At 59.5% G+C, this 21,447-nt stretch carries 20 protein-coding genes; all 20 read left to right on the top strand.

Translation table 11 applies throughout. The features are described 5' to 3' along the window. The first annotated feature begins 34 nt into the window (after nt 1-34). The 20 genes from DW233_RS06400 to DW233_RS06310 all read left to right on the top strand — a co-directional run bounded on the left by DW233_RS06400 (nt 35) and on the right by DW233_RS06310 (nt 21,282). Nucleotides 35-457: an RNA polymerase sigma factor gene (locus tag DW233_RS06400; RefSeq protein WP_181968500.1), complete on the top strand. Its 423-nt coding sequence runs from the start codon at nt 35-37 to the stop codon at nt 455-457. 441 nt (nt 458-898) lie between these two features. Continuing rightward, nucleotides 899-1,168, top strand: coding sequence for a hypothetical protein (locus DW233_RS06395; RefSeq protein WP_118267330.1), 270 nt, complete (start codon nt 899-901; stop codon nt 1,166-1,168). A gap of 133 nt (nt 1,169-1,301) precedes the next feature. Next, nucleotides 1,302-1,478 (top strand): hypothetical protein, encoded by a 177-nt coding sequence (locus tag DW233_RS10345; protein WP_167541534.1) that lies wholly within the window; start codon nt 1,302-1,304, stop codon nt 1,476-1,478. 89 nt (nt 1,479-1,567) lie between these two features. Next, on the top strand, nt 1,568-3,076 hold the full coding sequence (locus DW233_RS06390) for a recombinase family protein (protein ID WP_117499745.1): 1,509 nt from the start codon (nt 1,568-1,570) through the stop codon (nt 3,074-3,076). A 75-nt stretch (nt 3,077-3,151) separates the two neighbouring features. Further along, nucleotides 3,152-5,455 (top strand): DNA internalization-related competence protein ComEC/Rec2, encoded by a 2,304-nt coding sequence (locus tag DW233_RS06385; protein WP_118267329.1) that lies wholly within the window; start codon nt 3,152-3,154, stop codon nt 5,453-5,455. A 78-nt stretch (nt 5,456-5,533) separates the two neighbouring features. Next, the gene (gene holA, locus DW233_RS06380) at nt 5,534-6,496 is read left to right on the top strand and encodes a DNA polymerase III subunit delta (protein WP_118267327.1); all 963 of its coding nucleotides are present in this window, start codon (nt 5,534-5,536) and stop codon (nt 6,494-6,496) included. Nucleotides 6,497-6,629: 133 nt separating this feature from the next. Next, the gene (gene rpsT, locus DW233_RS06375; protein WP_118267325.1) at nt 6,630-6,896 is read left to right on the top strand and encodes a 30S ribosomal protein S20; all 267 of its coding nucleotides are present in this window, start codon (nt 6,630-6,632) and stop codon (nt 6,894-6,896) included. Between the two features lie 97 nt (nt 6,897-6,993). Next, nucleotides 6,994-8,805 carry a translation elongation factor 4 gene (lepA, locus tag DW233_RS06370; RefSeq protein WP_118267324.1) on the top strand — a complete coding sequence of 604 codons (1,812 nt, stop codon included), beginning with the start codon at nt 6,994-6,996 and terminating at the stop codon, nt 8,803-8,805. Between the two features lie 4 nt (nt 8,806-8,809). Beyond that, nucleotides 8,810-9,853 carry a tRNA dihydrouridine synthase DusB gene (gene dusB / locus DW233_RS06365; protein WP_118267322.1) on the top strand — a complete coding sequence of 348 codons (1,044 nt, stop codon included), beginning with the start codon at nt 8,810-8,812 and terminating at the stop codon, nt 9,851-9,853. A 2-nt stretch (nt 9,854-9,855) separates the two neighbouring features. Continuing rightward, complete coding sequence (hemW, locus tag DW233_RS06360) at nt 9,856-11,088, top strand: radical SAM family heme chaperone HemW (RefSeq protein ID WP_118267321.1); 1,233 nt, start codon at nt 9,856-9,858, stop codon at nt 11,086-11,088. A 58-nt stretch (nt 11,089-11,146) separates the two neighbouring features. Next, on the top strand, nt 11,147-12,250 hold the full coding sequence (locus DW233_RS06355; protein ID WP_199408033.1) for a DnaJ domain-containing protein: 1,104 nt from the start codon (nt 11,147-11,149) through the stop codon (nt 12,248-12,250). 81 nt (nt 12,251-12,331) lie between these two features. Further along, nucleotides 12,332-13,480, top strand: a complete 1,149-nt coding sequence (gene dnaJ, locus DW233_RS06350) for a molecular chaperone DnaJ (RefSeq protein WP_118267319.1) — start codon at nt 12,332-12,334, stop codon at nt 13,478-13,480. A 9-nt stretch (nt 13,481-13,489) separates the two neighbouring features. Further along, nucleotides 13,490-14,782, top strand: coding sequence for a MiaB/RimO family radical SAM methylthiotransferase (locus tag DW233_RS06345; protein ID WP_118267317.1), 1,293 nt, complete (start codon nt 13,490-13,492; stop codon nt 14,780-14,782). Next, entirely contained in the window at nt 14,763-15,749 is a 987-nt protein-coding gene (locus DW233_RS06340) for a PhoH family protein (RefSeq protein WP_118267316.1), read from the top strand. The genes DW233_RS06345 and DW233_RS06340 overlap by 20 nt, the downstream gene beginning before the upstream one ends. Beyond that, nucleotides 15,746-16,255, top strand: coding sequence for an rRNA maturation RNase YbeY (gene ybeY / locus DW233_RS06335; RefSeq protein ID WP_118267314.1), 510 nt, complete (start codon nt 15,746-15,748; stop codon nt 16,253-16,255). The genes DW233_RS06340 and ybeY overlap by 4 nt, the downstream gene beginning before the upstream one ends. Nucleotides 16,256-16,264: 9 nt before the next feature. Continuing rightward, nucleotides 16,265-16,642, top strand: a complete 378-nt coding sequence (locus DW233_RS06330) for a diacylglycerol kinase family protein (RefSeq protein WP_117745979.1) — start codon at nt 16,265-16,267, stop codon at nt 16,640-16,642. 12 nt (nt 16,643-16,654) lie between these two features. Continuing rightward, nucleotides 16,655-17,704: a GTPase Era gene (gene era / locus DW233_RS06325; RefSeq protein ID WP_118267313.1), complete on the top strand. Its 1,050-nt coding sequence runs from the start codon at nt 16,655-16,657 to the stop codon at nt 17,702-17,704. A 15-nt stretch (nt 17,705-17,719) separates the two neighbouring features. Continuing rightward, on the top strand, nt 17,720-18,469 hold the full coding sequence (gene recO / locus DW233_RS06320; protein WP_118267311.1) for a DNA repair protein RecO: 750 nt from the start codon (nt 17,720-17,722) through the stop codon (nt 18,467-18,469). Between the two features lie 138 nt (nt 18,470-18,607). Then, nucleotides 18,608-18,886, top strand: coding sequence for a 30S ribosomal protein S15 (gene rpsO, locus DW233_RS06315; RefSeq protein WP_099431792.1), 279 nt, complete (start codon nt 18,608-18,610; stop codon nt 18,884-18,886). 149 nt (nt 18,887-19,035) lie between these two features. Continuing rightward, nucleotides 19,036-21,282 carry a polyribonucleotide nucleotidyltransferase gene (locus DW233_RS06310; RefSeq protein ID WP_118267310.1) on the top strand — a complete coding sequence of 749 codons (2,247 nt, stop codon included), beginning with the start codon at nt 19,036-19,038 and terminating at the stop codon, nt 21,280-21,282. The last annotated feature ends 165 nt before the right edge of the window (nt 21,283-21,447 follow it).

Below are 21,447 nucleotides of genomic sequence, written 5' to 3'. Positions count from 1 at the left end.
CACTCGTCAACCAACAACCGAAACGGAGGTCAATATGGCTATTATCAATTTGCGGGACTATTACCCATTCTATACATCGGATTGCTTCATGGAAGTATCGGAAGAAGTTGCAGAAATGTTCAAAGAGTTTGATCGTAAAGAGGCTGCTTATCGGCTGCGTACATACCGCCACAAAGCCTACTATTCCCTTGATCGGGATGACGGGCTGGAACATGAGGCTGTCTTTGTCGCTTTATCTCCCCATGAACTGTATGAGCGGAAAGTGACCATGCAGGAACTTCACGCAGCGATTACCAGTCTGCCAGACAAACAGGCAAAACGGATTTACGCCCATTTCATTCTCGGCATGACCAAACAGGACATTGCCCGGGCAGAGGGCGTCCATGAAAAAGTGATTCGTGTCGCAATCGAGCGAGGTCTGCGTCGCTTAGAAAAAATTTTGAAAAATTCTTTGTAAGGCGTACCGATTTAGGCTGGAAAATGAAATGGCTTATGAGAGGTAAAACACTTCGGGTCACAATGGCCCGAGGTTCAGACAAGCCTCATGCAGATTGAAAATTGAATAAAAAGACACCCGGATACGAAGGGGAACGCGCTGTGTGACAGACCCGCCATGACCTCAGATTTCAGAGAATACAGTCTTTGTAAAACTGAGCGAGCGAACAGGTCCATGCCATAGGTGGGGCAAGGCTGGCTCCACCGGAACAGGCGCAGAACCCGGATACTTGCGTTTAGTCACAGTCCGAGCGTTGAAGCGGTCTTGCAAGCCGTGAGCCGTCGCAGGCAATGAGAACGCCTTGCCATCAGAATGGGGAGAGTTGAAATACTATGGGGCATGAAGCCTATGTCCGTCCGGTGTGTCTGAAATGAAATGAAAACCTATGGGGAGCCCCCGGCAATGCTGTCTGATGATAGACCAACCGATCCGGCGTGGCTCCCCATCTTTTCAAAAGAGGAGCACTTTATGGGAAATGCGTTTGGAATGATCCCCGGCTTGGAACCGGACGAATGGAGCAATGACGCCTGCCGTGGTTATGTCATTATGGCAATGGAGAACTGCGGATTTTCAAAGAAGGATATACGGCGAGTTGTGGGGCAACTTTATAAAATATTTGACCTCAACAGCGTGGAGGACGCCAAAGAAAAGTACCTTTCCAGTCCTTGCTGACATCGGGCCACATTGACCCGAAGTGGAGAAAGCTCAAAGGGCGGCACCTGCTGGGTGCCGTCTTTTGACATTTCCCCACAGGACAAGCGGGAAAGGCTGGCATATACACGCACTTTCGCAAAGGAGGTTTTCAATGACGCAAGCTGTCACTTATGAACGAGAAACAAAGTCTGTCGCATTTCAAGGGAAGATCATTGTGCTGGAAAGCCTCACGCCAGTGCTTCCACCGAAGGAGAAAGAACAGCGCAAAAAAGAAATTGAGCGCTGCCTTTTTGAGGTGTTCAGCAAATATGGGGACAGGTTTCCCTAATCATTCGCAACATTGTTGTCCGGGGCTGCTGATGGTATAATATAGTTGTAAGGTTGGTAGCTCCATTCCAACAAGGAAAGGAGCCCAATATGGAATTTATCAGAGAAGATTGTATTTACGCAAGACAGTCAGTAGACCGCAAGGACAGTATCAGCATTGAAAGTCAAATCGACTTTTGCAAGTATGAATTGAAAGGCGGGAGCTGCCGGGTATTCAAGGACAAAGGCTATTCCGGTAAGAACACGGACAGACCGGAGTTTCAAAAGCTGCTGGGCGAGATCCGCAAGGGAAAGGTTCGGCGGGTCATCGTGTACAAGCTGGACCGTATAAGCCGCTCTATTCTGGACTTTGCAACGATGATGGAGCTGTTTCAAGAGTACGATGTGGAGTTTGTATCCTCCACGGAAAAGTTTGATACTTCGACCCCGATGGGCCGGGCCATGCTGAATATCTGCATTGTATTCGCCCAGCTTGAACGTGAGACAATTCAGAAGCGTGTCACAGACGCCTACTATTCACGGTGCCTGAAAGGCTTTCACATGAGCGGACAGGCGCCATACGGTTATCAGTTAGAGCCTACTGTGGTAGAGGGTATCCGCACAAAGAAAATGGTTGCCGACCCCGTAGCCGCCGACCATGTTCGGCTGATGTTTGAAATGTACGCTGAACCGGAAACCTCCTTCGGAGATATTACCCGATACTTCGAGGAACATGACATAAAAATTTATGGCAAATCCATGTTCCGTACATTTCTTTCCCAGCTTTTAAGAAACCCCGTTTACGCACAGGCCGATTTGGAGCTGTACGAATTTTTCAAGAGCCAGGGCGCAGCGATTGTCAATGACGCTTCCGACTTTGCCGGAACAAACGGCTGCTATCTCTATCAGGGGCGGGATGTGAAGGAGGACAAGGACAGGTGCTTAAAAGACCAGATACTTGTTATCGCTCCCCATGAAGCACTCATTTCCTCTAATACATGGCTGAAATGCCGGAAAAAACTTATGGCAAATACCACCTTCCAGCAGGGACGGAAACCGAAGAACACTTGGTTGGCCGGAAAAATCAAATGCGGGCATTGTGGGTATGCGCTGAAAGCCACACATGTACCAAACAGTACCGGATATTTCCGCTGTACCAAACGGACGGAAAACAAAGGCTGTCCGGGCTGCGGGAAAATCCGTAAAGAAGAATTTGAGCAATTCATTTTCTCGGCCATGCAGGAAAAGTTCAAAGACTTTCAGATACTCCACGGCAGAGAGGAAAAAGTCAATCCGAAACTGACCGCCTATCAAGTGGAGCTGGCACAGGTGGAGGCAGAAATTGAAAAGCTGCTGGATACGCTAACCGGAGCCAATGCGACCTTGCTTGCCTACGCTAACAAAAAAATTGAAGAACTGGACACCCGACGCCAGACCATTTCAAAGGCAATCGCTGAATTGAGCGTTGAAACCATATCTCCCCAGCAGATAAAGAAGTTATCCTATTATCTCGACAACTGGGACAGCATAGATTTTGACGACAAAAGAAAAGCCGCCGATGGTTTGATCTCTACAATCAAGGCCACCAGCGACCGTGTTCAGATAGAGTGGAAAATCTGATATTTCCGCTCTATCGCCCCTCATTTCTATTTTATCTCGTTTGTACCCCTTGTACACCGATGTTTGCATCTGCGTATGAGTACGACCGAGCGAGAGCACGTGATGCCTCCGCGGCCCCTGATTCCGTGGACGATGGCCCTGTGTGCCGGCATGTGCATGAGCTGCGCCTTGGTGCTTAACATGGCCGCTGATGCGCTGCTGACGGAGCGGGCGACGGCGGTCGGGCCGCTATGGGCCATTCCCGTTGCGGCGGCGGTATTCGTTGTGCTGGCTCAATCTTGTGCGCGGCTTGTCCCTTTGAAGCGGTGGCTGTATGCCGTGTCCGTCGGCCTCGTGGCGGGAGCGGTCGTCTCGGAGTGGTGGGCCGTGGGTGCGCTCAGTGCCGCGAAGACGCTCGACGGTCGAGCGGCAAGCAGTCTCGAGTTTGTCGTGCAGGGTGACCCATCCATAAACGACGACGTGTATTCCTATACCTGCGAGGCACGCGCGGACGGCAAGAACTTGGCAACGGTTCGCCTATCGTGTGATCGTGAGCTCAAGGTCGGGGCGCACGTGCGTGTTATCGGTCGCGTTTTACGTTTTGAGAACGATGCGTATGGGCGCTCACGCGTGCTTCGAGGCGAGCTCCGAAAAGTGAAGGTCATCCGGTTGGTGTCGGTCGACGAGGGCTCTCCGGGGCCGCTGCTTCGACTGCGAAATGAGCTGCTTGCGTCCATCTCGCCTGCGACCGACCCGGCGCGTGCGCTCATAGCTGGAGTCGTCTGCGGTCGTTCGGCCGAGCTGCGCGCCCAGCCGGCGAGCGACTGGTTTTCGGTGACGGGAACGGCGCATCTTATCGCCGTCTCGGGCAGCCATTTGGCTATCGTGGGGTTTGTAATCGAGGGTGTATTGCAAAAGACTCGGTGCTCACGTGGTCTTCAGCGGGCGATATTGGCGATAACGCTTGTGGGCTACGCTGCCTTTACGGGCGCGTCTCCCTCGGCTGTGCGCGCGTGCTGCATGGTGTTCGCGACGCTTGTCGTAAACGGCGCGGGGCGTCGCCGGCACGGCCTTTCGGCGCTCTTCGCAACCATGTCCATCTTTGTGCTACTGCGGCCGACGGTGCTGTTTGAGATGGGCTTTCAGCTTTCATGCGCCAGCGTCTTAGCCATTCTGTGCTTTTGCTCTTATGCGACCTACGCTTTGGGTGAGCTGGGCTTGCCATCGGGCGTTGCCGGCATGCTTTCCGTCACGCTGTGCTCGCAACTGGCGACACTTCCCATTACCGTTCCTGCCTTCGGTACGTTCTCGCTCATTGCTCCGCTGGCAAATGCGGTCCTCGGTCCGGTGGTGAGCGTACTGCTTGTTGTGTCGATCGTGCTGGTTCCCTTTTCGTTCGTGGCACCGTTGCGGACTTGGGCGCTCGTTGTGCCCATGATTGCCGCCCGTTGCGCGCTGTTCTTCGAGCAGCTGTTTGCCGCCGTGCCGGGTGCATACGTGAGCGTGCCGCCCGATAGCATGTGGATTTACCTAGTGCCGTGTTTTCTGGCGGTTCTGCTGGTCTGGTGGCCGCGTCCCCGTGCACGTCCTATGGCGGTGGGGCTTGCATGCCTGATGCTCTTGGCTGCGATTCCGTACGTCTATTGGGATCGATTCGCTCCGCCTTCGGTGACGGTGCTCGATGTGGGCCAGGCCGATGCGATTCTTATCCGCCAAGGCGGCGCAGTAGCTCTCGTCGACTGCGGGCTCGACGAGCGTGTGGTTGCGGCGTTGGTTCGCAATAACGTGCACCATATCGATGCCGTCTTTGTGACGCATTGGGATGAGGACCACTGGGGTGGTCTGCCTGCCGTGCTCGAACAGTTTTCGGTCGGAACGATTGCCGTGGCGGCGGATGCGCTGGAGGATGCTCCTGCCGAGGTATTGAACCGACCTGGTGTGGAGTATCGGCAGGTGCGCCGTGGGGATACGGTCGACATCGGCTCATTTTGCGCTCGTGTGATGTGGCCATTCGAGTCCGTGGATGGCGAGGGAAATGAGGACTCGCTTGTCCTGCTGCTCTCTTATGTTCAGGAAGGCAAGGGCCTGCGCATACTCCTCACCGGTGATGCCGAGCTCGACCAAGAGCGGGAATTCGTGCAGGAGGTGGGGGACATCGATGTCCTTAAACTTGGGCATCACGGCTCCAAGGTTTCAGTCGATGGTGAGTTGCTGGACGTCCTGAAGCCCGAGCTTTCCCTCGCGAGCGCGGGCGAGGGGAATCGATACGGCCATCCGTCCGATGCCTGCATCGATGCCGTTAAGGAAGCGGGTGGTGTGTTCGCGTGTACCATCGAACACGGCGACATTACCGTCACGCCGACTGCGAATGGTTTTGCGATGCGATGCCAGCGACCGTGACGACGTCGTTGGCGTGCGGTGGGCCCCTGGGCTAGAATGGCACGGAACGAATGCGAAGGCCTGCGGGAGGGGAGCGCAATGTCCGAAACCGGTCTGCTGCCGGCATATCTGATCGTCGGTACCGACGGAGTCAAGCGCGATCACGCCGTCTCGCGTATGAAAGCGCGTCTGGAAAAGTCGGGCATGGTCGAGTTCAACCTCGACGAGCGCGACATGACCAAGGACCCCGATATCGAGTCTATTATCGGATCGCTTAACACCTTTCCCATGGGCAGCGAGTTTCGATTGGTAATCCTTGATGGCTGCTCAAAGCTCGCCAAAGCGGTTTCGGAGCCGCTCGTCGAGTATCTGGCGAGTCCCAGCCCCACAACGGTCTGCCTCATCATCGCCGACTCGCTTGCCAAGAACACGCGCCTGTATAAGTCGATCGCCAAGATCGACAAGAAGGCCGTGATCGATTGCTCCGGCACCAAGCGCTGGGAGCTACCGCGCCGCGTGCAGCAGATGGCGACGCAGCACGGCAAGTCGATCTCGATGGCGGCCGCCGAGGAACTCGTCTCGCGTTCGGGTGAAAACACTCGCATGCTCGATAACGACTTGGCTAAGCTTGCCCAGATGGTCGAGGCGCCCCAGATTGAGCTTGCCGACGTTGAGCGCTGGATTGTACGTACGGCCGAGGTTCAACCCTGGGACTTTCTCAATGCGGTCTCGGCTCGCGATATGCGGCGTTCGCTCGAGCTCTTTAAGCTCCTGCCCTCCAAGAGCTACGTGTGGACTTACACATTGCTGTGCGGTCGCATTCGCGAGCTGATCGTCGCCAAGGCGCTCGATGCGCGTGGACAGGGTCGTGAGCTGGCCGCAACGCTCAAGCTCCAGTCCTGGCAGGTCAAGAATCACCTGACTTGGGCGCGTCGCTTTTCGATGGTAGAGCTCGTCGCAGCGCTCGAGGGTGCGGTCGATGTGGAGCTCGCGCTCAAGGGCTCTGCCGATTCTGAGACCGCGCTTTTGCTCTGGATTACGAACATCTTGAGAAAATCGTGATGATACCTGCCTATTTGACAAATTCGTTCTATCCCTTGGAGGGGGAGCGTGCTATAGTAGGCGCTTGCATGACCTCACCGTGTCTCAGAGGTGTCATACATTTTTTGCAAGGAACTCGAAAGGAACTCCAGAAGTGGCAAACATCAAGTCTCAGAAGAAGCGTATCCGCACCAATGAGGCAGCTCGCATGCGTAACAAGGCTGTCAAGTCCGAGCTCAAGACGCTGACCAAGCACGTCCAGTCCGCCGTCGCCGAGGGCGACGCCGAGAAGGCCCAGGCTGCCCTCAAGACCGCCACCAAGCGTCTCGACATGGCTGCCGCCAAGCATGTTATCCACAAGAACCAGGCTTCCAACCGCAAGTCCGGTCTTGCCAAGCTCGTGAACAGCATCAACGCTTAAAGTTGTAAATTTCACACCACACAGATTACGCGCATAAATGGAGCCTGTTTTATGGAACAGGCTCCATTTTTTGTACCGCTCGGGTAAGATAGTCCGCATGAATACTTCAATTGACATTTCCCACATCCGCAACTTCTCAATCGTTGCGCACATTGATCATGGCAAGTCCACGATCAGCGACCGCATCCTCGAGCTCACCCATACCGTCGACGAGCGCGACATGGAGTCGCAGCTGCTCGACACCATGGATATCGAGCGCGAGCGCGGCATCACGATCAAGTCCAATGCCGTTCGCGTGTCCTATGACGCCGATGATGGCGAGACGTATCAGTTCAACCTGATCGATACGCCGGGCCACGTTGACTTTACCTACGAGGTCTCGCGTTCGCTGGCCGCCTGCGAGGGCGCGGTGCTCGTCGTCGACGCCACTCAGGGTGTTGAGGCACAGACCGTCTCCAACGCGACGCTCGCCATGAACGCCAATCTGGACATTGTGCCCGCCATCAACAAGATCGACCTGCCCTCGGCCCATCCCGATGAGGTTAAGACCGAGATCGAGGACGACCTGGCGATTCCCGCCGATGATGCCGTGTGCGTCTCGGGCAAGACCGGCGAGGGCATTCACGATCTGCTGGAGTCCATCGTCTTTTTGATTTCGCCGCCAAAGGGCGATGCAAACTCTCCGCTCAAAGCGCTCATTTTGGATTCGTACTTTGACGAGTATCGCGGTGTGGTGGCTACGGTGCGCGTCTTCGATGGTTCCATCAAAAAGGGCGATACCCTGCTTATGATGCAGGCCAAGGGCGACTTTTTGGTCGACGGCGTGGGCGTCAAGCGTCCTGCCGAGACCCCGGTCGACGCGCTGACGGTCGGCGAGGTCGGATATGTGGTCACGGGCTTGAAGGACCCCGAGGCCGTTCGCGTGGGCGATACCCTTACGTGGGCGTCGAACCCCTGCCCCGAGCCGCTTCCGGGCTACCGCGAGGCCAAGCCCATGGTCTACACGGGCCTGTTCCCGATCGACAACAAGGACTACGAGAATCTGCGCGACGCCCTCGATAAGCTGCACGTCAACGACCCGTCGTTGGTGTGGGAGCCCGAGACCTCGGTGGCGCTCGGCTTTGGCTTCCGCGTGGGCTTCCTGGGCCTGCTGCACATGGAAGTCGTCAAGGAACGCCTGGAGCGCGAGTTCAACCTGGACCTCATTGCCACGAGTCCCTCGGTCGACTATCACGTCTACAAGACCGACGGCGAAATGATCGATGTCCGCAGTCCGCAGGACCTTCCCGAGGCCACACGCATCGATCGTATCGAGGAACCCTACCTCAAGGCAAAGATCATCTGCCCGCCTGAGTACACGGGTGCCGTCATGCAGCTCGCCATTGAGCACCGCGGCGTCACAACCGATATGATCCACCTGACGAGCAAATCGGTCGAGATGCGCTTCGATATGCCGCTCGCCGAGCTCATCTTGGACTTCTTCGATCAGCTCAAGAGCCGCACCAAGGGCTATGCCTCGCTCGACTATGAGTTCAACGAATATCGCCCCTCTGAGCTCGTCAAGCTCGACATCCTGCTTTCGGGCGACGAGGTGGACGCGCTTTCGTTTATCGTCCATAAGGACAAGGCATATGGCCTGGCCCGTGGCCTGTGCGACAAGCTCAAGGAGATCATCCCGCGTCAGCTGTTCGAGGTGCCCATCCAGGGTGCTATCGGCAACAAGATCATCGCCCGTTCCACCGTCAAGGCGCGTCGCAAGGACGTTCTTGCTAAGTGCTACGGCGGCGATATCTCGCGTAAGCGCAAGCTGCTCGAGAAGCAGAAAGAGGGCAAGAAGCGTATGAAGGCCATCGGATCGGTCGAGGTCCCGCAGGAGGCCTTTATGGCGATCCTCAAGGTGGACGAGTAGGTCTATGGCTCTTTCCGAATATAGTCTGCGGCTGCTGGGCGCCTATGCCGAGCAGCCGTTCCTTATGGCTCCCATGGCGGGCGTGACCGACCCTGCCTATCGCATCATGTGTCGCCGCCGCGGTGCCAACCTTGCCTACAGCGAGATGGTGAGCGTGGCAGGCCTTGCCTATGCCAGTAATAAGACGTGGCGCCTGGTGCTACCGGCCGACGAGGAGCAGCAGATTTGCGTGCAGCTCTTTGGCTCCAAGCCCGATCAGTTTGCGAGCGCCGTCGCCGCCGTCGAGGAGCGCGTTGGCGATCGCCTGTCGCTCATCGATATCAATATGGCATGTCCCGCCCGCAAGGTCGTTACCAAGGGCGAGGGCTCGGCGCTCATGCGCACGCCCGACCTGGCCGAGAAGATCGTCGAGGCCACGGTGGGCGCGGCGCACGTGCCCGTGACCGTCAAGATTCGCAAGGGCTTTTATGCCGAGGACCGCAATGCCGCGACATTTGCCCAGATGCTTGAGGGCGCAGGGGCTGCCGCAGTCGCCGTGCATGGTCGTTGCGCCACGCAGCTCTACACGGGCCAGGCCGATTGGTCGGTCGTCGATGAGGTTGCCGACGCTGTCGAGATTCCCGTGATTGGTTCGGGCGATGTGTTCTCGGCCGAGGACGCTGCTGAGCATCTGCACGGCTCGGGTGCCAGCGCGGTGTTTATCGCGCGCGGCATCTACGGCAATCCGTGGGTGTTCGGCGATGCCCGAGCCCTTGCACTCGATGGCACGCCGGTTCCTTCTCGCTCCTCGGTCGAGCGCCTGGAGGCTCTGCGCGAGCACCTGACGTTGACGCACGAGCTTCTGCCGCTCATGTCGCGTGCTCGCACGTACGCAAGCTGGTACTTAAAGGGCATGCCCCATGCCGCCGCCTGGCGCGCTCAGGTGGTGCGTTGCTCTACGTACGAGGAGTTCATGTCGCTGGTCGATGATATCGAGCGCGATGTGGTGGTCTGCGAGGCCGCGCTTGCCGCCGGTGAGTCGGTGCCCGATCATCCGCTGGAGGCTTAAGGGTGGCCGTTACCGCGCTGTACGTGCACGTGCCGTTTTGCGCTCAAAAATGCCGCTATTGCGACTTTGACTCGCGCAGCTTTGCTCTGTGTGATTTGGATGCTGCGCTCGATTCCTATTTTGAGCAGCTGTATGCGCGCCTCGATTCCTTTGGCGACGCCGGGGCGCTTGCGCAGGTCCGCACGGTCTATATTGGCGGCGGCACGCCGTCACTTGCTGGGGAGCGCCTGGTGAAACTTGCCCGTCGTATCTCCATGTGGTGCAAGCCCGTTGAATTTACTTGCGAAGTCAATCCTGAGTCGCTGACCGCTGAGCTCGCCACCGCGCTTGCCGAGGCGGGTGTCACGCGCATCTCTCTGGGCGTGCAAACCCTCGACAATACCGAGCTGGCTGCTATTGGCCGCATTCACGATGCTAATCGGGCACTTGCGGCTATCGCGACGGTGAAGGACGCTGGCCTCGATGTGTCGTGCGACCTGATGTGCGGCCTACCCGGGCAGACGGCCGCAAGCTGGCGGAGCACGCTCGATGGCGTGTTGGAGGCGGCGCCTCATCATGTGTCGGTCTACCCGCTCACGCTCGAGGAGGGCACGCCACTCTATCGCATGGCGTGCCGTGACGAGTCGCTCGAGCCCGACGAGGATTTTCAGGCTTCGTGCATGGACGCGGCGCGTGAGCGCCTGGGTGCGGCCGGCTATCATCCGTATGAGGTGGCAAGCTACGCGCTCGATGGACATGAGTGCGCACATAACATTGCCTACTGGACCGGACGGGGCTATCTGGGCCTGGGTCGTTCTGCCGCGGGCATGCTCGACGACGAGGATTTCGACCGTCTTGCAGGTTTGTTCCCCGGCGTGTCTTCTCGAGGCGATGCGTACCGCGTGCGTCTGGTGCAACGTGACGATGACGCGACGGCGTTCGAGGCCGAATATCTGTCGCAGCGCGAGGCTGTCGCCGAAGACTTGATGCTCGCTTGTCGCATGACGCGCGGTGTTGCGTCCGACCTGTTGGCTCGTGCAGCTTGCGTCATCCCAACGGGCGAGCTGGCAGCTGCCTGCGATCGCGCGCTCGAATTGGGTCTTGCCACTTGGGTGCCCGAGACGCTCTGGGGTCATGAGGGACCCTTCACTTCGGCAGATGTCGTCGCGGGCCATGTCCGAGCTCGTCTGGCGCCGACCCATCTGGGCTGGCTCGATGGAAATGTTCTGTTCGAGCTGTTTTGGGATCTAGCTTAGGCCGCTCGGGTAGAATTACCGGAATATATACGCTGCTGTGAGCAGGAGGTTGCCGCGCATGGCGACGATGAACGAAAAAGATTACTACGAGATTCTGGGTGTCTCCAAGGACGCCACCTCACGTGATATTCAAAAGGCCTTCCAGCAAAAGGCCCGTAAGCTCCATCCGGACGTCAATAAAGAGCCGGATGCCGAGGAAAAGTTTAAAGAGGTTTCCGAGGCCTACGCCGTGCTTTCGGATGAGCAAAAACGTGCGCGCTACGACGCCATGCGTTCTGGCAATCCCTTTGCCGGTGCTCCTACGGCTTCGCCCTATGGTGGCGGCTACGCCGGCAGCACGGGCTATGGCAATCCCTTTGAGGGCGGCTTTCCCTTTGGTGGCGCCTGGGGCCAGCAGCGTCGCGGCCAGGCTGCCTACAATCCCGAGAACGGCGCCAACGTGGTCGTCGATATCAAACTCGACGCCAAGGAGGCCAAGGGCGGTGCCCGCAAGACCGTCCGCTACACGCGCTTCGATACCTGTAGCAACTGCGGCGGCTCGGGCTCCGTTTCGTCTGAGCATGCCCATACCTGCCCGAGCTGCGGTGGCCGCGGCCACATCGACGTCGACCTGTCCTTCCTGTTTGGTGCGGGCACGTTCCAGTCGGTCTGCCCCGAGTGCGGCGGTTCCGGTAAGGTCGTGGCCGACCCCTGCCCCGATTGCGGTGGCAGCGGGCGAACCCGTGTGACCTCCGAGCAGACGATTGAGTTTCCTGCCGGCACGCACGATGGCGACGAGGTCCGCATTAGCGGCATGGGCCATGCTGGCACTAACGGTGCCGCGGGCGGCGACCTGGTCGGCCGCGCCCATGTTGAGGCCGAGCGCTTGGAAGGCAAAGCTCGTACTGGCTTTTACCTGATGGGCATTGTGGCGCCGTTTTTGGTGCTGTCGGCCATCTCGGGAGTGTTCTCGGCCTTTGCCGTGATGTGCTTTATTCCGTTTACCATGGGCCTGTTCATGGTGCTTTCGGACGGTGTGCTTCATCGCAGCCTGCTGTGGTGGAAGCGCGGTGCGATGCAGTTTGCCAACGGTTTTGCCAACGGCTTCATGTTCGCGCTCGTGTCGGTTTGGTTCGCGAGCTGCTCGCAACGGGCCATGCTTTCGCCGTATCAAATGCAATAACATCAAACCCTTTGTTTGCGGTCGGCCCAGCTTGGGTATAGGACGCACTGTGACAATAATGAAAGTCGGAAGGATTCGGTCGTGTCGGAAAATAGGGATTACTACGAGGTGCTTGGCGTCGACAGGGATGCCGACGCGCGGACGATTAAGCGTGCGTTTTTAAAGAAGGCCCGTACCGTACATCCGGATGTTTCGGACGATCCCGAGGCCGAGGCCAAGTTCAAGGAGCTCAACGAGGCCTATTCCGTTCTTTCCGATGATCAGAAGCGTGCTAACTACGACCGTTACGGCACTGCCGACGGTCCTGGTGGTTCGGGCTATGTCGACATCAACGATATCTTTGGTGGCATGGGCATGGACGACCTGTTCTCGTCGTTCTTTGGCGGTGGCGCCGGTGGTGGCGCCCGCAGCCGTCGTGAGCGTCGTCGCGGACGTGACATGGCCATCTCGCTTTCGGTGACGCTCGAGGAGGCGGCACTCGGCTGCAAAAAGACGATCAGCTATGATCGCCTTGCTCCTTGCGAGGACTGCAACGGTACCGGTAGGGCCGAGGGTGCACAGGAAAAGCAGTGCAGTCGCTGCCACGGTACGGGCTACGTCACGACGGTTCAGCGATCGTTTTTGGGCCAGGTTCAGTCTTCCTCGCCTTGCCCCGACTGCCATGGCGAGGGCACGGTTATCGACCATCCCTGCGAGACCTGCGACGGTCAGGGCCGCACGCCTTCGCACGAAAAGATCGACATCGATATTCCCGCCGGCGTTTCGACCGGTCGCCAGCTGCGTGTGAGCTGCTTTGGCGAGGCCGGCCTTCGCGGCGAGCCCTCTGGCGACCTGATTGTCAACGTGCGCGTTGCCGACCATGAGCGCTTTAAGCGCAACGGTGACGACCTGTACCTGGTGAGCGATATCTCGATTGCGCAGGCTGCGCTCGGCTGCGAGATCGAGGTCGAGGGCATTATGCCCGACGAGGTCGTTAAGGTGACGGTTCCCGCCGGCGCCCAGTACGGCGACACCGTGAGCGTCAATAATTACGGCATGCCGCGCATTGGCGGTGGCGGTTCGCGTGGCCGCCTGATCGTGCAACTGCGCGTGGTCGTTCCCACCAATCTTTCCAATAAGCAACGCGAGCTGCTCCGTGCTTTTGCCGACGAGATGGGCGATGACGTCGCTTCCGGTAAGAAGTCGGTGACCGACCGTATCAAGAGTGCCCTCGACGATATCCTCGATTAAGGAGCCCGCGTGCTCGCACCCCATATTTCCGTCGTCAACCTCGGCTGCCGTGTCAACCGGGTTGAGTCTGACCGTATCACTGCCGATCTTATGCGCCTGGGCTTTGCTATTGTGGAGCCCCAGGATGCCGATTTGATCGTCATTAACACCTGTGCCGTTACGGGCGAGGCCGAGGCCAAGACCCGTAAGGCCGTCCGTCATGCGCTGGCCCATCCAAATGAGCCCTATGTGGTCGTGACCGGATGCGTGGTCAATTTGCATCCCGAGGAGCTGTTGGAGCTTTCGGATCGCGTGATTGCCGAGCCGTCTAAGATCGATGTCGCTGAACGTGTCTGCGATGTGCTGGGCGTTGAGTCCGATAGCGTTCCCGCCTGCAGCGATGGTGACGTGGTCGATGCGCTCGGTCGTTCGCGGCTGGGCGTGAAGATCCAGGATGGCTGCAACCACCGTTGCACCTATTGCATCGTGTGGAAGGCCCGCGGCCCCGAGCGCTCCGTGCCCGTCGAGTCCGTGCTTGAACAAGTTCGCGAGGCCCAGGAGGCCGGCGTGCCCGAGGTGGTGCTGACCGGTGTGAACCTGGGTGCCTACGATGGCAAGAGCGCGACCGACGAGCATGTCGAAATCGATGAGCTGCTCGAGGCCATCATGGAGCGCACGACTATTGCGCATGTGCGCATTTCCTCGGTCGAGCCCATGGATATCTCTGAGCGCCTGCTTAAGGTTATGGCGCGCTATCCGCAGCGTATCGCCCCGTTTTTGCACCTGCCCGTGCAGTCCGGCTGTACGGCGACCCTGCATCGCATGGGTCGTCCCTATAGTGCGGAGGCCTTTGAGGACACGGTGCGTATGATTCGCGCCAACTTGCCCCAGGCGTCTCTTTCGTGCGATGTCATCGTCGGTTTTCCTGGTGAGACGGACGAGGAGTTCGAGGAGTCGCTGGCGCTGTGCCGCCGTGTGGGTTTCTCGCGTATGCACGTGTTCCGCTACAGCAAGCGTCCCGGTACCCTTGCTGCCGACATGCCCGACCAGGTGCCGCCCGAGGTTATGGCCGAGCGCAGCCGTCGTATGCGAGACACGGCGCAGGAGCTCGCTATTGCCGATGCTCGTCGTCGCGTGGGCACTGTCGAGCGTGCCGTGCTCGAGTATGGTGACAACCTGACGCTCGGTTCGTTCCATCATGCCCGTCTTGACGATACCTGTGGACTTACAGCCCCGTGCCTGCTCGATGTTGCTATCATCGGAGTCGATGATTCCGGCTTGGTCCATGCGCGCAGGGAGGTCCATGGAAGCCTCGAAGATTAGACTTACCGTTCCCGAGGGAATTGATCCCTCGCGCGTTTTGGGCGCCGGCGACGGCGTCCTTCGTGCGCTCGAGAGTTTGGTTCGCGCTCACGTGGTCGCCCGTGGCGATAGCATCGCCGTGAGCGGTGACCCGGACGAGGTCGAGCTCGTGGCTCGCTTTTTCGAACATGCTTTTCGCGAGGCGGCGGCCGGTCGTACCCTGTCTGCCGACGATGTCTCTCGCTGCCTGGCCGTCTTGCGCGACGGTGAGCACGAGGCTACGTCGCTTCGCGATGACGTGCTGCTTTCGTATCGCGGCCGCGTCATTCGCCCCAAGACGCTCGGGCAAAAGCGCTATGTGGATGCCATTCGCTCGCACACCATCACATTTGGCCTGGGTCCAGCCGGTACCGGTAAGACCTATCTGGCCATGGCGCTCGCCGTTGCCGCGCTCAAGCGCCATGAGGTGGGCCGTCTGATCTTGACGCGCCCGGTTGTCGAGGCGGGTGAGAACCTGGGCTTTTTGCCCGGTACCCTCGAGGAAAAGATTGATCCCTACATGCGTCCGCTCTACGATGCCCTTTTTGACATGATGGATCGTGAGCGTACCGACGAGCTTATGGAGCGCGGCGTGATCGAGATTGCGCCGCTTGCCTACATGCGCGGTCGTACGCTGAGCGATGCCTTCGTGGTGCTCGACGAGGCGCAAAATACCACGCCCGAGCAGATGAAGATGTTCCTGACACGCCTGGGCTTCAACTCCAAGTTCGTGATTACCGGCGACTTGAGTCAGCGCGACCTGGTGGGTCGTCGTGGCGGCTTGGCGGATGTCGAGAAGATTTTGGGCCGTGTCGACGATGTGGCATTTTCTCACCTCGAGCGTGCCGACGTGGTGCGTCATGCCCTAGTGGGTCGTATTGTCGAGGCATACGATGCTTATGATGACGTGCGTGAGCAGCGCTCGCGCGACCGAAAGGAGTCCCGTTGAGTGTATTGATCAGCAACGATGCCGAGCTCGATACGCTGCTCGACGCGCAAGAGGTGGAGCACATCTGCGAGGTCGTGCTTGCCGCCGAGGACGTTGAGCGTGACGTCGAGATCTCCCTTTCGTATGTCGACGAGGACGAGATGCACGAGCTCAACCACGAGTGGCGCGGTATCGACCGCACCACCGATGTGCTCTCGTTTGAGTGCGATTCGGCCTTTGACGAGGATATTCCCGCCGATGAGACGCTCGAGCTCGGCGATATTATCTTGGCCCCGCAGGTTATTGCTCGTCAGGCTCCCGGTTTTGGAAATAGCCCCGCCGATGAGTGCCGGCTGATGCTCGTGCACGGAATGCTGCACCTGCTGGGTTACGACCACATCGAGGACGATGAGGCCGAGGTCATGGAGGCCTGCGAAGACGCCATCCTGCGCGATCTGGCGCTCGAGCGCGGCGAGGACCCCAAACTAGTCCACGTCGGCCCCATCACCAACCATGCCCACGACTAGGAGCCGTCTATGATTCCCGGATCGAACAAGGACCATCCGTCCTTCTTAAAGTCGTTCTCCTATGCCATGGAGGGCTTCGTCACTGCCGTCAAGACCGAGCGCAACATCAAGGTCATGCTCGTGGTGGGCGTGTGCACCGTCATTGCCGGCTGCATCGTGGGGCTCGATATTGCCGAGTGGGCCACGATTATCATCTGTTGTGGCCTGGTGATTCACGGCGAGCTGTGTAACACCGCTATGGAGGCCATCGTCGACCTGGCGACCCAGGAGCTTCATCCGCTGGCCAAGCGTGCGAAGGACATCGCCGCCGCTTCTGTATACGTTCTTTCCATCACCGCCGCGATTGTGGGCTTGCTGGTATTTGCCCACGCGCTCGGCTTTATTTAGAAAGGGATTCTCATGTCCGACAATATGCAGCCTACCGATGAGATTTTGGACGACGTGTCCCTGGACGCGGTGGATACCGAGGAGTTCGACCCGTTTGAGGGCATGAGCGACGAGGAACTCGACGCCCTGTGCGACGAGGACGACAGCCTCGCGGGCTTTGGCGACGTTGAGCCCGGTTTCCGCAGTGGCTTCGTGGCCTTGGTCGGCCGCCCCAACGCCGGTAAGTCAACGCTGCTCAACGCCTGCTATGGCAAAAAGGTCGCCATCACCTCGCCGGTGGCCCAGACGACCCGCCGCCGCATGCGCGCCGTCGTCAACCGCCCCGGCTACCAGCTGGTCTTTGTCGATACCCCGGGTATCCACAAGCCCAAGGACGGTCTAGGGTCCGAGCTCAATAAAAGTGCGCTGTTCGAGCTGAACGATGTCGATGTTGTCGCGTTTTTGATTGATGCCACCAAACCGATCGGCAGGGGAGACGCCTGGGTTGCCGAGCGCGTCAGATGCGCCCGTTGCAAGAAGGTCCTGGTGCTCACCAAGGCCGATGAAGCCGACCCCGCACAGGTCATGGAGCAGCTTAAGGCCGCCCACGAGCTTATGGAATATGACGACGAGATCGTGACGTCGTCGGTCAAGAACTTTAACGTCGATGCCTTCATCGAGACCGTTGCGCACTTTTTGCCCGAGGGCCCGCGTTGGTTCCCCGAGGACATGGGTACCGACGCTTCCGATGAGACGCTCGTTGCCGAGTTTGTGCGCGAAAAGGTCTTGCGCCGCACCCGTGATGAGATTCCGCACTCCGTTGGCGTTATTTGCGATGCGCTCGAGCAGACCAAGAAGGTGCTGCGCGTGCACGCCACCATTTACGTCGAGCGCGAGGGCCAAAAGGGCATCATCATCGGCAAGGGCGGCGAGATGATCAAACATATCGGCATCGACGCCCGTCGCGACCTTGAGCGCATCTTTGGCACCCAGGTCTTTTTGGAGCTGGACGTGAAGGTCAAGGCCGGCTGGCGTGACGACGAGGCCCAGATTCGCCGCTTTGGCTATAACGCCGAGGATTAGGGACACGCGGCGCGAATGGCAGGTTCTCGTACATATCGCACGAAAGTGCTCGTGCTCGATAAGACGAAGCTCAAAGAGACGGACCTGATCCTGACGATGCTTGACGAGCGGGGTCGGCAGGTTCGTGCCGTGGCAAAGGGCGCCCGCAAACCCGGTGGACGCCTGGCTGCGCGCTGCGAGATGTTCTGTACCGTTGATCTGCTGCTTGCGCATGGACGGTCGCTCGACGTGGTTTCCCAGGCCGAGCTTATGGAGGCGCCGCTCGGCGCTGCGCCCGATTACGAGATGACCTGCGCCGCAAGCGCGATCGCCGAGGTCGCGCGCGTGTGCTCGTTCGAGGACGCCGAGGACCCGTTTACCTTTGCCATAACGCAGCGAGCGCTTGCCCTGGTGGGCAGCGGGCTCGACGCGGCGCATATGGATCTACTTGTGGCGGCATATGTCTTTAAGCTGCTGTCGCACGTTGGCTATCGACCCGATTTTTCGGCCTGCGTGCTGTGCGGAGACCCCATGCTGTCGTATTTTTCGCCCCAGGCGGGCGGTCTCATGTGCGGGTCGTGCGCGTCGAGCGTTCCGGGTGCCGAGCTGGTGTCGACCGGTGAGGTCGCGTGGCTGCGCGCCCTCATGTCCATGACCTTCGATGCGCTTATGGCCGAGAGGGTCGACCCCCATACCGCTGCCTTTTTGCTGGGGCTTTCGCACGTGTGGGCTGCGACGCACACCGATCAACGTCTCCGTGCGATGGAATTCATGTTGGGTCGGTGATGATGCGCAGGCGCGGGCTGCTTGTGGTAACATACCGACCTGTTGGTACCTCGACCTTGGATGCTCGCTCCACCGGCGGCTTCCCAGTCCGAGGCGAATAGCGTCGCCCGCGGGCGACAAGAAACGAAAGGTGAAACAATGACTGTTTCCAAAGAGCGCAAGGCGGAGCTGACTGCCCAGTTCGGTAACACCCCGGTCGACACCGGCAACCCCAAGGTTCAGGTCGCCATCCTGACCGAGCGCATCAAGGAGCTGACCGAGCACATGAAGTCCCACCAGAAGGACTTCCACACCCGTCGTGGTCTGCTCATGCTCGTCGGCCGTCGTCGTCGTCTTCTCTCCTACATCAAGAAGAACGACATCGTCGAGTATCGTGAGCTCATCAAGGCTCTGGGCATCCGCGACAACATCCAGTAGGATTTGTACATGCAAGGAGCGTCCTGCGCAGCGGGGCGCTCTTTTTGTGTAAGGGCGTGAACAATCACGCTCTGAAGCGTGGCGGGGGCAGGGGGCCCGCGTCACATGAGGAGCCTGCAGGCAAGGGGCCTGCGGGGTAAAGGAGAACAATGACACTCGTATCCAAGACCTTTGAGCTGTACGGCAAGACCTACACCTTTGAGTCGGGCGAGCTTGCCAAGCAGGCCACCGGCGCCTGCCTGGTCAAGCAGGGCGACACCACGATGCTCGACACCGTGGTCGTCTCCAAGGAGCGCAAGAACTACGACTTCTTCCCGCTGACCGTCGACTTCAACGAGAAGATGTACGCCGCCGGCCGCATCCCGGGTGGCTACCTCAAGCGTGAGGGCCGTCCCAGCGAGAAGGCCACGCTCACGGCCCGTATGATCGACCGCCCGATTCGTCCGAGCTTCCCGGACGGCTTCCGCAACGAGGTGCACATCGTCGCCACCTCGCTCGTCGCCGACCAGGTCAACCCCTTTGACGTCATCAACGTCATGGGTGCTTCCCTGGCAATGACGCTCGGCGGCGTGCCCTTCGAGGGCCCGCTTGCCTGCGTGCGCATCGGCCGTAACGTGGAGACCGGCGAGTTTATCGTCAACCCCACCTATGAGGAGCGCGAGAACTCCGACCTGGACCTGGAGCTGGGCGGCTCTGCCGACTTCATCTCGATGGTCGAGGCCGGCGCCGAGGAGATCTCCGAGGACGACATGCTCGCCGCCATGAAGTTTGGCCAGGAGGCCCTTGCTGCCTTCTGCCAGGCTCAGGACGAGTTTGTCGCCGAGTGGGAGCAGGTCAACGGCGCCATCATCAAGAAGGAGTACCCGCTCGACCAGCCCGTCGAGGAGGTCCAGGAGCGCATCTTCGCCCACTACGACGAGATGGCAGCCGCCCTTCGCGACGCCGACAAGCTCTCCCGTATCGGCAAGGTCGAGGCTCTGAAGGAGTCCATCCGTGCCGAGTTCACCGAGGAGGAACAGTCCGCTTGGGAGCGCGAGATCCCCGTGGCGCTCAAGAAGCTCGAGAAGAAGGCTATGCGTACCATGGTCGTCGAGACCGGCGAGCGCGTCGACGGCCGTGCCGCCGATGAGATTCGCCCCATCATGGTGAAGGATAACTACCTGCCGCTCGTTCACGGCTCCGGTCTGTTCCAGCGTGGCCAGACCCAGGTGCTTTCCGTCCTGTCGCTCGGTATGCTCAACGAGGGCCAGCGTCTGGATACCATCGAGCCCACCGAGGGCAAGCGCTACATGCACCACTACAACTTCCCGCCGTTCTGCACCGGCGAGACCGGCCGCATGGGCAGCCCCAAGCGCCGCGAGATCGGCCACGGCAACCTGGCCGAGCGCGCTTTGCTTCCGGTGCTCCCCGACGAGAACGAGTTCCCCTACGCCATCCGCGTCGTCTCCGAGGTCATGGAGTCCAACGGCTCCTCTTCGATGGCTTCGACCTGCGGCTCCACGCTCGCCCTTATGGACGGCGGCGTGCCCATTAAGCGCCCGGTCTCCGGTATCGCCATGGGCCTGATCCAGGAGGAGGGCAAGACCGTGGTCCTGTCCGACATCCAGGGTCTCGAGGACTTCCTTGGCGACATGGACTTTAAGGTCACCGGCACCACCGAGGGCATTACCGCTCTGCAGATGGACAACAAGGCCACCGGCCTTACCTTCGACATCCTGGCCCGCGCCCTGCAGCAGGCCAAGGAGGGTCGCGCCTTCATCCTGCAGAAGATGCTCGATGTGATCCCCGAGCCGCGCCACACCACGCGCAGCACCGCTCCGCGTATCGTCTCCATCCAGGTTCCGACTGACAAGATTCGCGACGTCATCGGTTCCGGCGGTAAGGTCATCCGTGGCATCCAGGACGAGACCGGCGCTTCGGTCGACATCCAGGAGGACGGCACCGTCTTTGTCGGCGGCACCGGCGAGTCCGTCGATCAGGCTGTCGAGCGTATCAAGCTCATCATCAAGGTTCCCGAGCCGGGCGAGGAGTACACCGGTCGTGTGGTCTCCATCCAGCCCTTCGGCGCCTTCGTCAACCTGCTGCCTGGTAAGGACGGCCTGCTGCACATCTCCCGCGTCGCCAAGGGCCGCGTGGAGAAGGTCGAGGACGTCCTCAACGTCGGCGACGAGGTCAAGGTCGTCGTCATCGAGGTCGACGATCGCGGCAAGATCTCGCTCGATCGTCTTGACAAGCCTGAGGCTCCGGCTCGCGCCGAGGGTTCCTCCGAGGGCGACGGCGAGCACTTCCAGCGCCGTGAGCGTCCGCGTCGCGAGCGCTCCGAGCGCAGCGACCGTCCGCGCCGTCCCGGTGACAACGGAGGCCGCAAGCCCCGCCGTCACCACGACGCCGAGTAACAGCCGTACATAACCAGCACCGCAAGGGCGACTCCGGACAGGGGTCGCCCTTTTGCTGTTCCCGGCGGGGTCCGCGGGTAAAGTTTCCTGCTCTACAGTCCTGCTCACGACGGAGGCCACATTAAGTGGCCTCCTGTTCGTGCGGAACTCGCGATAAACTTTACC

It is taken from the genome of Collinsella sp. AM20-15AC, assembly GCF_003471405.1.
GTDB lineage: Bacteria > Actinomycetota > Coriobacteriia > Coriobacteriales > Coriobacteriaceae > Collinsella.
This window is presented reverse-complemented; position numbering and strand designations above follow the sequence as displayed.